This window comes from Rhodococcus sp. BH5 (genome assembly GCF_027583855.1).
GTDB classification, from domain to species: Bacteria; Actinomycetota; Actinomycetes; order Mycobacteriales; family Mycobacteriaceae; genus Rhodococcus_F; species Rhodococcus_F qingshengii.
Genome location: NZ_JAJHVW010000034.1, coordinates 1 through 13,923 on the forward strand (window position 1 = coordinate 1; position 13,923 = coordinate 13,923).

14 protein-coding genes are annotated in these 13,923 nt (G+C 60.0%); 4 read left to right on the forward strand and 10 right to left on the reverse strand.

Annotated elements, in window-relative coordinates; all coding sequences use genetic code 11:
- Positions 1 to 120 (reverse strand): FAD-dependent oxidoreductase (locus tag RhoBH5_RS31545; RefSeq protein ID WP_143541197.1); only part of this gene is annotated, 120 nt, incomplete at its 3' end.
- 49 nt (positions 121 to 169) lie between these two features.
- The gene (locus RhoBH5_RS31550; protein WP_270009485.1) at positions 170 to 1,156 is read right to left on the reverse strand and encodes a dipeptidase; all 987 of its coding nucleotides are present in this window, start codon (positions 1,154 to 1,156) and stop codon (positions 170 to 172) included.
- Positions 1,157 to 1,389: 233 nt separating this feature from the next.
- On the opposite strand from RhoBH5_RS31550, the gene RhoBH5_RS31555 reads away from it, so the two are divergent.
- The 3 genes from RhoBH5_RS31555 to RhoBH5_RS31565 all read left to right on the forward strand — a co-directional run bounded on the left by RhoBH5_RS31555 (position 1,390) and on the right by RhoBH5_RS31565 (position 5,847).
- A complete protein-coding gene (locus RhoBH5_RS31555) occupies positions 1,390 to 2,439 on the forward strand; it encodes an alpha/beta hydrolase (RefSeq protein ID WP_007733735.1) in 1,050 nt (349 codons plus the stop codon).
- Between the two features lie 255 nt (positions 2,440 to 2,694).
- Entirely contained in the window at positions 2,695 to 3,711 is a 1,017-nt protein-coding gene (locus tag RhoBH5_RS31560) for an alpha/beta hydrolase (RefSeq protein WP_270009486.1), read from the forward strand.
- An 84-nt stretch (positions 3,712 to 3,795) separates the two neighbouring features.
- Positions 3,796 to 5,847, forward strand: coding sequence for a prolyl oligopeptidase family serine peptidase (locus tag RhoBH5_RS31565; RefSeq protein WP_221742820.1), 2,052 nt, complete (start codon positions 3,796 to 3,798; stop codon positions 5,845 to 5,847).
- 4 nt (positions 5,848 to 5,851) lie between these two features.
- Here the strand turns inward: RhoBH5_RS31565 and RhoBH5_RS31570 are convergent, their stop codons facing one another.
- Both RhoBH5_RS31570 and ppk2 read right to left on the reverse strand, forming a co-directional pair.
- A complete protein-coding gene (locus RhoBH5_RS31570) occupies positions 5,852 to 6,685 on the reverse strand; it encodes an alpha/beta hydrolase family protein (protein ID WP_020906717.1) in 834 nt (277 codons plus the stop codon).
- 51 nt (positions 6,686 to 6,736) lie between these two features.
- A complete protein-coding gene (gene ppk2, locus RhoBH5_RS31575; RefSeq protein WP_037129644.1) occupies positions 6,737 to 7,651 on the reverse strand; it encodes a polyphosphate kinase 2 in 915 nt (304 codons plus the stop codon).
- Positions 7,652 to 7,796: 145 nt separating this feature from the next.
- Here ppk2 and RhoBH5_RS31580 point away from each other — a divergent pair, with 145 nt between their 5' ends.
- Complete coding sequence (locus tag RhoBH5_RS31580) at positions 7,797 to 8,000, forward strand: PspC domain-containing protein (protein WP_003941534.1); 204 nt, start codon at positions 7,797 to 7,799, stop codon at positions 7,998 to 8,000.
- A 93-nt stretch (positions 8,001 to 8,093) separates the two neighbouring features.
- Here RhoBH5_RS31580 and RhoBH5_RS31585 read toward each other — a convergent pair whose 3' ends face one another.
- The 6 genes from RhoBH5_RS31585 to RhoBH5_RS31610 all read right to left on the reverse strand — a co-directional run bounded on the left by RhoBH5_RS31585 (position 8,094) and on the right by RhoBH5_RS31610 (position 13,353).
- A complete protein-coding gene (locus RhoBH5_RS31585) occupies positions 8,094 to 8,237 on the reverse strand; it encodes a hypothetical protein (protein ID WP_003941503.1) in 144 nt (47 codons plus the stop codon).
- A gap of 63 nt (positions 8,238 to 8,300) precedes the next feature.
- Positions 8,301 to 8,486, reverse strand: a complete 186-nt coding sequence (locus tag RhoBH5_RS31590; RefSeq protein ID WP_223304379.1) for a hypothetical protein — start codon at positions 8,484 to 8,486, stop codon at positions 8,301 to 8,303.
- Between the two features lie 212 nt (positions 8,487 to 8,698).
- A complete protein-coding gene (locus RhoBH5_RS31595) occupies positions 8,699 to 10,144 on the reverse strand; it encodes a wax ester/triacylglycerol synthase domain-containing protein (RefSeq protein WP_270009487.1) in 1,446 nt (481 codons plus the stop codon).
- 136 nt (positions 10,145 to 10,280) lie between these two features.
- On the reverse strand, positions 10,281 to 11,741 hold the full coding sequence (locus tag RhoBH5_RS31600; RefSeq protein ID WP_020906714.1) for a wax ester/triacylglycerol synthase domain-containing protein: 1,461 nt from the start codon (positions 11,739 to 11,741) through the stop codon (positions 10,281 to 10,283).
- 459 nt (positions 11,742 to 12,200) lie between these two features.
- Positions 12,201 to 12,395, reverse strand: a complete 195-nt coding sequence (locus RhoBH5_RS31605) for a hypothetical protein (protein WP_214924251.1) — start codon at positions 12,393 to 12,395, stop codon at positions 12,201 to 12,203.
- 655 nt (positions 12,396 to 13,050) lie between these two features.
- Positions 13,051 to 13,353, reverse strand: a complete 303-nt coding sequence (locus RhoBH5_RS31610) for a helix-turn-helix domain-containing protein (protein WP_270009488.1) — start codon at positions 13,351 to 13,353, stop codon at positions 13,051 to 13,053.
- Positions 13,354 to 13,923 lie beyond the last annotated feature (570 nt).

Sequence of the window (13,923 nt, forward strand, 5' to 3'; positions counted from 1 at the left end):
ACCGCCCCAGTACTTCTGCTCGATGATGGCGGTGCTCAGGCCCAGTTGTGCCGCGCGGATAGCAGCGACGTACCCACCGGGGCCGGCTCCGAGGACAACGACGTCATAGTGTGAGGTCACGATTCACCAGGGTAGTCCTGCATCGTTTCGCTGTCCCCAGATGGTCGTATTACCCGTCGGTAGCCCACACTTCTCGGGCAACTCGGGCGAAATTTCCGCCGTACACGGCCTCGATCGACGGCTCGTCGAAGCCCCGCTCACGCAATACCTGATCAAGTGTCAGCACCTCCTCCGGAGGAGTCCACTGCAGTGGCCCCCACGCGGTGTACGCCTCGGAGAACGACGACGGGTTCTGCTCGATCTCTTCGCGGAAGTCGTCGGCGTCGAATGAGAAGTCGGAGCCGATCCCGACATGATCGATGCCGACGAGTCCCACAGCCTCTTCGATGTGGTCGGCCATCGCGGACAGCCGAGCCTGGTCGTCATCCGGTCCGTTGACGCCGAGGAATATGCCGACGCCGTTGATCCCGATGACGCCGCCGGTCTCCGCACACGCCCTGGCCTGATCGTCGGTGATGTTGCGCGGATGCTCCCACAACCTTCGGAGATTCGAGTGGCTGTAGATCATTGCTCGCTGGGTGATAGCTGAGATGTCCAACCCCGTCTGTACCGAACAATGTGAGCCGTCGACCGTCATTCCGACGCGATTCATCTCGGCAACCAGGTCACGGCCGTATCCACTCAACCCCGTGTCCGCCAGGTCCAAGCAGCCACAGCCGGCAGCATTCATGTAGTTGTACGTCGGCAACATCGAGCGGACTCCGAGGTCGTAGAAGTACGAGACGTTGGCCAGGTCTCCCTCCAGCGGATTCGAGTCCTCCAGGTCGAAGGCCAGGGCGATTCCGCCGGACTCCTGAATCTCGACGACGCCGTCGACGCTGAAGACAGGGGTGATCTCCGGGAACTCGACCCGCGCCTGCCACGCGAAACTCTTGGCGATTGCCGTCGAGTCCGCGCGAGTCTGCGGCGAGTAACCGACGTTCACCGAAACGTAACTCCCCGCTGGGCGCTGATATCGGAGAAGATCTTCGACAGACGCGTTCGACTGCAGAGGTAGGCAACAATGTTGTTCCCATAGTGGATATGTCCGGTTCACTCACTAATCCCGTCGATGATCAGGGAAATTCACCTGAAACTGGTCGTACGTTCAGCAAATCTCTGGTTCACTGGCGGATAACGCACCGATGCGGTAGAACTTACAAGACTCACACGCCCTGTACCTATCGACAGAGCATGTACCCAGCATGAATTCCCGTACGGGAACAGCAACAAAGGACCGTTCACTCCTGGGCGGATTCGAAGGAATTTTAGGTGGAGGTTTCTGAACGTATGCGTGCTCGCACTTTCAAGCGTGGCCGTCTGGTCGCCGCTGTAGCCGCAGTATCCGTGCTGCCGATGCTGATCAGCCCTGCAGTGTCGTCCGCAGGCGGAGATCCGTCGACCACCACGGCAACTGTTGCCAAGGCAAACACAACGGGTTCCAAGCTCTCGAGCCGCACGGACAACGGGCGCATCGCCACCATCAAGGTGTACTCCCCTTCCATGGAACGCGATATTCCGCTCGAGGTCATCCTCCCGGCAGACGGCAGCGAACCCCGCCCGACCCTCTACCTGCTCAACGGTGCAGGCGGCGGCGAAGACCGGGCGACGTGGCAGCGTCAGACCGACGTCAACGAGTTCTTCGCTGACAAGAACGTCAACGTCGTCACCCCGCTCGAAGGTGCATTCAGCTACTACACCGACTGGGTGAACGACGACCCGTCCCTCGGCCGTCAGAAGTGGCAGACGTTCCTGACCCAGGAACTCCCGCCCGTCATCGACGCCGAGTTCAACACCAACGGCGTCCAGTCGATCTCCGCGATCTCGATGACCGCGACCTCGGTCCTCAACCTCGCCATCGCAGCTCCGGGCCTCTACAAGGGCGTCGGTGCATACAGCGGATGCGCCGAGACCAGCACACCGGTCGGCCAGTCCTCCATCGAACTGGTTGTGGGCATGCGCGGCGACGCTGACGTGACCAACATGTGGGGCCCCCTCGACGGCCAGGGCTGGATCGACAACGACCCCGTCGTCAACGCCGAGAAGCTCCGCGGCACCGAGCTCTTCATCTCCACCGGCTCCGGACTCCCCGGCCCGCACGACACCCTGAACAACGAGGCGATCAACGGACAGGTCGGCACACTCGCCAACCAGGTGATCGTCGGCGGCGTCATCGAGGCAGCAGTCAACTACTGCACCCACAACCTCGCCTACCGCCTCAACGATCTCAAGATCCCGGCCACCTTCGACTTCAAGCCGACCGGCACCCACTCGTGGGGCTACTGGGAAGACGATCTCCACAACTCCTGGCCGATGCTCGCTCGTTCGATGGGCATCTGACCGAAATCGTTCCGACTCGACCCCGCTCCCTGCACTTCCGGGAGCGGGGTCGAGTGCTTGTCTGGGCCGATTCGGGGGTTAATTCGGGGGTTAATTCCGGGGCCAATTCAATTGTCAGGCAATCGAATCGCGTCACTTTCTGCGCCCGCTCTGCTTTACTGACACATAACAAAAAGTGAACCTGTTCCAGTAAGGGCTCACAGGCACTTCGATCCGTTCCGGATCCGAAGACATTCAGGTGGAGGATCCGAACGTATGCGTGCTCGAATTTTCAAGCGTGGCAGTGTGATCGCAGCTCTCGCAGTGGCCACGGTGCTGCCGATGCTGATCAGTCCGGCGACAGCTTCTGCGGGCGGTGACACGTCCGGATCGCACGTCGTGAGCAACACCAAGACCGGCGACCGCAAGGTCACCATCTCGGTTTTCTCCCCGGCGATGGATCGCAACATCCCGCTCGAGGTCATCCTCCCCGCAGATGGCAGCGAACCCCGCCCGACGCTCTACCTGCTCAACGGTGCAGGCGGCGGCGAAGACTCGGCGACCTGGCAACGCAAGACCGACGTCATGAACTTCTTCCAGGACAAGAACGTCAACGTCGTCACTCCACTCGAAGGCGCGTTCAGCTATTACACCGACTGGGTGAACGACGATCCGGTTCTCGGTCGCCAGAAGTGGCAGACGTTCCTCACCAAGGAACTCCCGCCCGTCATCGACGCCGAGTTCAACACCAACAAGGTCCAGTCGATCTCCGCGATCTCCATGACCGCGACCTCGGTCCTCAACCTCGCCATCGCGGCTCCCGGCCTCTACAAGGGCGTCGGGGCGTACAGCGGATGCGCTGAGACCAGCACCCCCGTCGGTCAGAGTGCGATCGAACTTGTCACAGGTACCCGCGGTGGAGCTGACATCACCAACATGTGGGGCCCGCTCGACGGTCAGGGATGGAAGGACAACGATCCGGTCCTCAACGCCGAGAAGCTCCGCGGCACCGAGCTCTACGTCTCCACCGGCTCGGGACTCCCCGGCCCACACGACACTCTCGCCAATCCCGCGATCAACGGTCAGGTCGGTGCGCTCGCCAACCAGGCAATCGTCGGCGGCGTCATCGAGGCAGCGGTCAACTACTGCACCCACAACCTCGCCATTCGCCTGAGCGACCTGAAGATCCCGGCCACCTTCGACTTCAAGCCGACCGGCACCCACTCGTGGGGCTACTGGCAGGACGATCTCCACAACTCCTGGCCGATGCTCGCTCACTCCCTGGGCGTCTGACCCGATTCGTTCTCACTCGACCCCGCTCCAGTGTTTCGGGAGCGGGGTCGAGTGCTGTCGGGAGCGAGCAGTAAGAATGGACGTATGACTTCCGATCAGCAGCCCACCACCGGCGACGACCCCTACCTCTGGCTCGAAGACGTGACCGGTGAGTCTGCACTCGATTGGGTCCGTCAGCACAATGCCGTGACCGAGGAGCAGCTTACCGACAACGAGCGCTTCGATCGACTGCAGAGCGACGTGCGCGAGATCCTCGATACCGACGCGCGAATTCCCTACGTCCGCCGTCGAGGTGAGTTCCTCTACAACTTCTGGCGCGACAGCACCCACGTTCGCGGATTGTGGCGACGCACGACGTTCGATCAGTACGTCACCGACGACCCGGAATGGGACGTCCTGGTCGACCTCGACGCCCTGGCCGAGGCCGAGGGCGAGAACTGGGTCTGGAAGGGCACGCAACTTCTACGGCCACACCGCAACCGTGCATTGATCAGCCTCTCCCGCGGTGGGGCAGACGCGGCGGTCGTTCGCGAGTTCGACATCGACAAGCGCGAGTTCCTCGCTCCCGAGGGCGAGAATCCCGGCTTCTACCTTCCCGAGGCCAAGACCGACATCGACTGGATCGACATCGATACCGTCTACGTCGGAACGGATATCGGACCAGGGTCGCTCACCGATTCCGGATATCCCCGTCTGGCCCAGCGGTGGAAGCGCGGAACTCCCCTCTCCAGCGCCGAGACCGTCTACGAGGGCCAGGCCACGGACGTGGCCATCTCGGCTTCGCACGATCCGACGCCCGGGTTCGAACGAGACTTCGTCACTCGCTCGGTCGATTTCTACAACTCTCAGCATTTCGAAGTTCGCCCCGACGGTGAACTGGTGCTCGTGGACGTCCCCGAGGACGCCGGGATCTCGATTCACCACGAGTGGTTGTTGATCCGCACCAAGTCCGTGTGGGCCGTCGAGGACACCGAATATCCGACCGGCGCACTGCTTGCCATCCGTTACGACGATTTCCTTGCCGGCTCACGAGCACTGACATCGATCTTCGAACCCGACGCACATTCCTCGCTCGAGCACTACACCTGGACACGCGATCATCTGATTCTGGTGGTCCTGACCGACGTGCGCACGACGCTGCGAATCCTGACGCCGGGCGAAAACGGCTGGGAGGATCGACCTTTCGAAGGGCTTCCAGAACTGACCAGTATCGAAATTCTCGACACCGACCCTGATGTCAGCAACGAGTACTTCGTCAATTCGAGTGGATACACCTCCCCTGCAACTCTTTTGCACGGCGTGATCGGCGAAACCGAACCCACTGCCCTCAAGCAGGCTCCCTCATTCTTCGACGCCGAGGGCATCACCACGGAGCAGTTCTTCGCCACCTCTGCCGACGGCACCCAAGTTCCGTACTTCGTGGTGCGCAGTCCGCGTAGCGAGCCCGGCCCCACCCTGCTCTACGGGTACGGCGGATTCGAGATCTCGCTGACACCGTCGTACAGCGGTTCTCTGGGCCGCGCCTGGCTGACGCAGGGCGGAACCTATGTGGTTGCGAATATTCGCGGTGGCGGCGAGTACGGACCGGGTTGGCACACACAGGTTCTCAAGGCCGGGCGCCACAAGGTGCACGAAGACTTCGCTGCCGTCGCGAGAGACCTCGTCGATCGCGGAATCACGACCCCGGATCTTCTGGCAGCTCAGGGCGGTAGCAACGGCGGCCTGCTGATGGGCATCATGCTGACCAAGTACCCCGAACTCTTCGGCGCCATCGTCTGCCAGGTCCCGCTGCTGGACATGCGCCGATTCCATCTCCTGCTGGCCGGCGCGTCCTGGATGGCCGAATACGGTGACCCCGATGTCCCGGAGGAGTGGGCATTCATCTCGGAGTATTCGCCGTATCAGAACATCGACGCCGCCGCGTCGTACCCACCGATCCTGATCGCGACGTCCACCCGCGACGACCGCGTCCACCCCGCGCATGCCCGCAAGATGGCCGCACGGCTGGAAGAGCTGGGCAAGCCGGTGCTGTATTTCGAGAACATCGAGGGTGGCCACGGCGGCGCCGCGGACAATGCTCAGCTGGCCTTCAAGACTGCGCTGACCTACGAGTTCCTCTGGCAGAAACTCGGCTGATCTTTCAGCGGTCGCGCAACCACGCGACGACGCGCTCGCTCACAGCGGTGGGATTGCGTATCCAACCGTTGTGACCGAGTGGTTCGTCGATGTGCGTCATCGTCACTTGGGCCCCGGAGAGCTTGTCCACCAGGTTCTTTGCCGACCGGCGTGGAGCGAGATCGTCCCCTTCGATCGTGATCGACAGAACCGGCAAGGTCAGGCGGGCGATCCGCTCCTCGTAGTCGATATCCGCACCGACGGGTTCCATGCGACCGGTCCTGGCGAACCGGGCCCAATCGGTGATCAGAACTTTCGACTGTCGACCGAAGCCGCCGACGTTGACCCGGTCTCCCGGCCAGAAGCCGGCGATGTTGGCTGTCACCGACATCGCGGACGAACCCAGATAGAGTCCGGGCGCACGGATTCCGGGGAATCCGCGGTGATACGGCGATCCGGAGGCAACCAGGATCAGTCCGCCGAGCCGGCCCCGAATCCTCGACGCGTACATCACCCCGATCTGGCCGCCCATGCTGTGCCCCATCAGAAAAGGTGTGCTGGCCGGGAACCGCTCGCGCACTACCTCGAATGTCGCCGGACAATCGATCGAGACCAGTTCCTGATATCCGAAAACACTCGACGCGCTCGGGCGCGGTTTGCTGTCACCTTGGCCACGCAGTTCACCGATGGCCGCATTGAAGCCGGCTTCGACCAGGGCCTGCGCCACCGGATCGTAGAACCCGGCGGGAACTCCGAGCCCGGGCAACATCACCACCACGGGTGCGTCGTCGTTCGGTCCGGGAAACAGACGGATCGGGGTCACGGTGCCGTCGGGGAGTTGGATCGGTACGGTCTCCATTCAACTCACACTAACCACCCACGCCGCGGATGGGCAGAGCCCACGCGCCGACTATTCGAGGCTTCCCACGATCAGCGGATCCGGAGTACCCACGATCTCGTAATCCTTGTTGTCGTAATCGAACTGACTGAGCACGTGACGCATCGCGTTTATCCGTGCGCGTTTCTTGTCATTGCTCTTGATGACGGTCCACGGAGCGGTGTCGGTATCGGTGAACCGGATCATCTCTTCCTTCGCCGCCGTGTACGCATCCCACTTGTCCAGAGAAGCGATGTCCATCGGCGAAAGCTTCCACTGCCGCACGGGATCGACCTGTCTGATCGCGAACCGCGTGCGCTGCTCCAGCGGGGAAACCGAGAACCAGAACTTGATCAAGCTGATGCCGTCGTCGACGAGCATCTGCTCGAACAACGGCACCTGGCGCAGAAAACGCTCGTGCTCCTCGTCGGTGCAGAAGCCCATGACCCGCTCGACCCCGGCCCGGTTGTACCAAGACCGATCGAACATCACCAGTTCCCCGGCAGCCGGAAGGTGCTGCACGTAGCGCTGGAAGTACCACTGCGTCGACTCGCGGGCCGACGGCTTCTCCAGCGCCACGACGCGAGCGCCGCGAGGATTGAGGTGCTCCATGAATCGTTTGATCGTTCCGCCCTTGCCGGCAGCGTCGCGTCCTTCGAACACGATGGCGTGCCGTGCGCCGGTTTCCTTCGACCAGTTCTGCAGCTTGAGGAGTTCGATCTGCAGCAGACGCTTGGACATTTCGTACTCGTCCCGAGGCATCCGTGCCTCGTACGGGTAGCCCTCCCGCCAAGTGTCGACCTCGAAACCGTCCGGCGACGTCAGCAGCACCGGATCGTCGTCGTCATTGTCGTCGACGGTGAAGGCGGCGGTGTCGGCCAGATCGACGGCGGTCGAAAGATCCGCGAAGGCGCTGAGGAACGGTCGGCGTTCTGCTAAATCGGTCACCGCCGACAAGTTAGTCTCCCGCAGCAACCGTTCGGTGAAGCTGGGATGAACTACCGGGGTATGACACGGCGGACTCAAAAGATCAGGGTGCAAATGGGGGTCGTCCCCGATGGTGCGCGGCGCCATCTCGCTTCAGAATTGAAGCATGACATTCGAAAGCAACACACCTCGCCCCTTCACCCGTTCCAACGACAAGAAAATGTTCGCCGGAGTGTGCGGCGGAATTGCAGATTACTTCGGCGCCGACGTCAATCTTGTCCGTCTACTCGCGGTTATCGCCGCTATTTGCACGGGTGGAACCGCGGCTTTGGTATATCTCGCCGCCTGGATGCTCATGCCGTTAGGTTGAGAATTCCGGCACTTGGCATGGCGAGAATTACGCGCCGACAAAAGGTATTTCGGGGCCTACGCGCCAACACGAGCAGGCCCCGAAATCAACAATCTACTTGGCGGCCTTCAACTCTCCACCGCTGAGCGCAGCGAGGGCCTCGAGACCCTTGACGGCCAGGCCACTGACGCTGCCCAACCCCTGACCGATGATCGCACCGACTGAGCCGGCAGCGTCCATGACAGATCCTTCAAGCATGACGTTCTCCTTTAGATGTTCAGTGGTTCACTTGGGACGAGCAAATGACGCCGATCAGAAAACTCAGGGAACGACAGGCGGCGTAAAGCTGAGGGTGTCGAGAGATCCGAAGATTCCACCGGCGGTATCAGCCAGTGAACCGAAGAGGTTTGCACCGACATTGTCCAATCCCAGCAGCATTGTCAGCAAAGCCTGCATCGGTGCACCGTCCCCATTCGGACCACCGAGAATATCCATCAACGAACCCATGTTCAGCTCCTCGCGTAGGTGATTCTTTTTACCGTCGGTGACGATTATCGAACCAGTCCGGCGGTAGACACTCGACGTGTCGACAGTCACATTAATCCGCGAGATAACGACTCGACACCACTACGGACAATTACCTTAATTAGGACGAATTCGACAGAAATTTCCCGAACACAAATCGTCGATTCACCACAAGTTCCGACGCAAGTTACTCTTTATCGTTCGACTACCTCACGATTTTGGTCAGAAACTGCCTGCAGAAGCGTCGTGAACCCCACCCGCAACAATTCGACATAGTGCTCGATATCCGGCATCGTCTCTCGCGAGACGATGACATTGAGCGTCAGAGAACCTCCACGCGCGGCAATGAGGAAGTGGCGCAGAATGTCTCCGTCGACCGGCGCCTGCCCGCCGAGAACTGCCACCGCCGGCGCACCCTCGAAAACATTGCCGTCGACTGATACCGGGACATTGCTGATCGTCGTGTTCTGAATGACCTTGTGCGAAGGGTCCAGCTTGTTGAGCCGACGCGAGAGACCGGTGAGTCTGAGCAGAGCCGCAGGCGAAGTTTCGATGCGCGTGCCGTAACGACGGACGGCTGGGTGTGAACTCCGCCCTTTGACCCTCAGCGCCGAATCTCTGATTCGTGTCAGCCGCTCGACCGGATCTTCGACGTCTGTGTGCAGATCGACCGTCAACAGCGCCAGTTGGTTGGCCGACTCCCATTCGGCTATCTTCCGCATCGATCGGGGAACCATCGCCGCCAACCCACTGGCCGATTTCTCGCCCTTCTCCGACAGGTATGCGTCGAGAGCACCGGCGACGACGGTCAGGAAGATGTCGTTGACCGTCACGCCCGGAACGGCCGCTCGGATCGCCTTGATGTCTGGGCCGTCCAGCGTCAGGAAATCGATCGTGATGTCTCCGCCCAGCACGCCGTTGAATCGGGTCGGTAGGCGGTCGGCCGAGTACGTAGGCAGCTCTCCGGCCTCTTCCGCCTCCCGAACCGTCTCGGCCGCAACCTTTGTCACGGACAGACCCCGGCCGAAACGGATCGCCTGGCCGGGCAGACCCACGACCGTGCGCCCGATCAAATCCAGCGACGAAAGCCCCGAACCGGCACGCTTCGTCTCCGGTTTCGGCGGACCGGAGAACAGAAGGTTGGTCAGATCGCGGATCGCCAGACCGTCACCGGCCCCGTGGTGGGTCTTGAGCATGATCAGCGTCAGATTGCCCGGTAGCTCGTCGATCCCGTGCACGCCGGTCATGACGTGCAACTCCCAAGGCGGCCGGGACAGGTCCATCGGCTCCCCGAGCGAGCGCCCGAGCAATTCACGAACCGGCGCCCACCCGGCAACAGGGGCACGATGGACGTGCACGTGATCATCGACGTCGAAATCGGCCGGGACCCAATAGGGATAGTCCAGATCCAGCGGAACTCGCTGGAGCCGACTCGTGAACAGTGGCCAGTACCCGAATCTTTCGGTGATCCACCGAACCGCGTCGTCGTGCGTCATCTCTGCGAGCGGATGGCCCGTCGTGTCGAAGAAGTAGGCGCAGACCATGTGGCTCAGATGTCCGCCGGACTCGTTGTAGACGAACTCCGCGTCTCGCGGTCCCATCTGAGATACCGCGGCTGGCAACGAGTTCCGAAAGATCATGCATGCCCCTCAATTCCGACGCTGAACGAATGTCCGAATTGTAGCGAGCTGACATGCAGATCCTCTGGGTTCTGCTCGGAATCGTTGGGTGTCACCAAATCCAGCAATCGGAGAAGGTGCCTGCGATTCCGATCGATCAGGAGGCAACCTCTTGGTTAGGTGAATCCGCAGTCTGCATCGCGGCTGCCGCTGCCAAGTCATCGAAACTTGCTCGCAGTAGTTCGATGTAATGGTGGAGATCGGGCATGGTCGCGGTGTCCGCGATGACGTTGAGGGTCAGTCCCCCACCTGCTGCGGCGACCATGAAATGCCGTAGCCCGTCGCCGTCAACCGGGGGCTGGGTTGCCAGCACGGCTGCACCCGGTGCACCGTTCAATGTCAGCCCTTCAACAGAGAGCGGAATATTGCTCACCATTGTGTGCTGGTAGCGGGGACGAGTGACATCGTGGGAATTCCTACTTCTCGCAAAAGCAATGAATCTCAGCAGGAATGCCGGCGCCGTTTCGATCGCGGCGTCCACACGGCGAGTGGCAGGGTGGGAAGTACGTACCTTCTCCGAACGCGAGGATTGCGCGATGAGTGCCAATCGTTCCAGCGGCGCCGCAACGGACGTGTGCATATCGACTGACAAGGTCACCAGTTGATTGGCAGACTGCCACTCCTCGACCTTGCGCATCGAGCGAGGCACCATTGCCACCAAGGATCCCCCTGGCGGCTCACCATTTTCTGTCAGATACCGCGACAGCGCACCACCGACGATCGCCAGGAGAACATCGTTGACAGTGGCGCCTGGAACCGCGTGTTTGACCCCACCGATTACGGCACCGGGAAGGGTTAATTGCTGCAGCGTTCCCGATCCGCTGACTTTGCCGTTGAACCTGGTAGCCGGACGTTCGTTGAGGCTCTCGACCCATTCACCGGCCGATTGGGCCGCGTTCGCACTTCGTTGAGCAGCGCGATTCCCTGGAACGCTCCGGGCGAATCTGAACATCTGGCTGGGAATGCTCGCCAACGATTCGAGGAGTACACGCACCTTCAATAGTCGAGGTACTGGAACGTGTCGGGCGGCTCGCTCTTCGCCCGAGAAGATGGATTCACCCAACATCCGGATTGCTATCCCATCCGCTGCGCTGTGGTGGGACTTGAGCACTACGGCGGTCAGCCTCCCGTCCAGATCGTCGAGACCTTCGATTCCGTTGAAGAAGTGCAACTCCCATGGCGGACGGGTCAAGTCCATCCGTGAAGTCATCAAAGCACTCAAAGGCTTCTCGAGTGACGCCCAACCAGGCTCCGTGAGGTCTGTGACGTGTACGTGGTCACGGATGTCGAAGTCATTGACTGGCATCCAGTACGGATGATCGAGTCCGAGCGGGATACGACCTACCTTGTGGGTGAACATGCGATGGTGGCCGAGCCGTGCGGTCACCCATTCGACTGCTTGCTCGCGCGAGAACTCCGACTCAGGGCGCTGAGAAGTATCGAAGAAATACACCCCTATCAAATGCCCCAGATGGCCGTCCGCCTCGTTGTAGATGAAATCGGCATCACGCGGGCTCAACGGGTCGACTCCTACAGTCAACCGGCCGGACATTCTCATATGGACTCCTTGTTCTGCGATTCAGCTGAGCTCGATCCCAGAATTCACCGGAAAGACGGATCCAGGGTGAAGCCACTTCGACTGGAACCACACTTCTGTAAGAAGCCGAAAACCCCCGAGGCCAACCAGCCTCAGGGATCTCCGGAGTTCCGCAGGAACGTCGGTCACCGATGCAAGCGTGATCGAGGATCCCGCGCCGGTGAAAGGATTATCATTTCGGCGGCGGCGGATCTTTTATGAGCTTACTGCCGGTGGATATCAGACCGAGAGTCGCGGAAAGCCAGCCGACCATTCCGTTGAGATATCGTTCAAGCATCGAAATACCTTCCCTCAGATTCCAGGCTCAGCGGACAGGGTGTCAAAGAACTTTGCAAACGTGCCCACGAGGTCAACTGATCCGAAATCAACCAGTCCAGAGATGTAGTCCAGAAGTAGATTTAGCATTTTTTCCTATCCCGATTACTGGGCTGCGATGGAGCCGAGGACAGTTTGGATGCTTCCCGCCGACGCGGCGGATCCACTGACGCCGACGTCGATGAACGCCGATACGACCGAGAAAGCAGTTGAAATCAGTTCCTGCACACTAGCCAGAGGGGCCGTGAGCGAGGCCACATCAAAACTTCCGATCACATCGATCAAACTCGCAGTGTCCATGTTCTCTCCATCTCGTTACGTTAGTTGAAATTCACTGAGGGGGCTGAAAACCGAAATCGAAGGATGCGACGAACGGCGCGAATACCAACCCGGCAATAATCCCCTTCACAAGGTCACCAAAGGGCGGCTCAAACATCTTCCCGATTGATCCGAAATCCATCATTCTCTCCTTGACGTTAGATTCATGTCGAAATTTGAAGAATCGATCAACTGAGTTCAATGGCCGAAACCATCGACCCCGTAACTCCGTCAATTCCGGGCATCAACGACCCGCTGTACACATTGGTCAGCAGTCCGTTGACCAATGTTGAAACGGTCTCGAGGAACATAGTCAGCATGTTGCCGTCTACCCTTCTGTAGATTTTGAACTTCGTCTGGATCTAGAACAGGCGTTTGCACCACTGCCACGAAAGAGTCACCTCCGGCAGAGTCCGATACCGGTTAGTATCAAAAATAAGGATTGAGTGGTCCTCGAATCCGAGACCTTTAGTTAGCGCTCCTCGCGGCCGTGTCTGCGAACACGCTAACCCAGACGCGTCCGATTCGGCAGGGTTTCAGCGAAGTAATTTCCGACCAGATTGCAACGCGTTCTATTTCTGCTGGTCACGCTCACGAGGGCAGCAAAAATACTGCAAGCCGACGCACACTTCGGGCACTATTCATGGGAATGGGCTTTAACGCCACCATCTGGACCCCCGTCGGGTCGAGGCTTCCGACCCGTCATCAAGTATTCCAGACTTATCCCCGTTGAATCGCAGATCGCCTGGACCTCGTTGAGCGTGAACTCGGTATGGCCGGTTGTGCGCCGTGAGATCGTCGCCTGAGTCATGCCGATCGCGCGTGCGATCGCGGATGCACTGAGCTTCTTCTCTGCAATCTGACCGCGAAGTCTCCGCGCAACGGCATCGTTGAGCGTTTCGCCACGGCCCCCGTCAATCAGTTCCAGTGATGTTGTCATTTCGTGAAACTAACACGCTGAGTGGATAAATGCCAGCTCGGACGTATACCTAGGTGTCGCAATTCATAAGTTCGACACGCTGAACGTGAATCACACGCTTGCCAGTTATGCACCCAACGAGTAAACATTGCGGTGTGCAAACAACAACCAGCCACCGAGTGACTGCGAACATTCGCGCTGAACTCGCTCGTCGGGGACTCAACCAGGGGGATATCGCCTCCGTTTTGCACACAACTCAGGCCTCAGTCTCTCGCCGGATGTTGTGCCGAGTCCCGTTTGACATCGAGGAACTCGACAAGATTGCCGACCTCTTGGGCATCGACCTCGAAGCGCTTATCGCCGATCACTCCCGCGCCATTCCCGCCTAACCCACCCCACAAAAAATGCCCGCCCGGTGCTCTACCACCGGACGGGCCATCCCCCAGAAAGGAAATCTGATGTCAGATACTACGGCACCACTACAACCGCTTCATCCCATTGAGGTGATTGCGATGGCGCACGACATACTCAACTGTGCAGTGACGCGCGACATCCTCGCCAGTTTTCCAATCGATCGAAGCCCTGAAGATC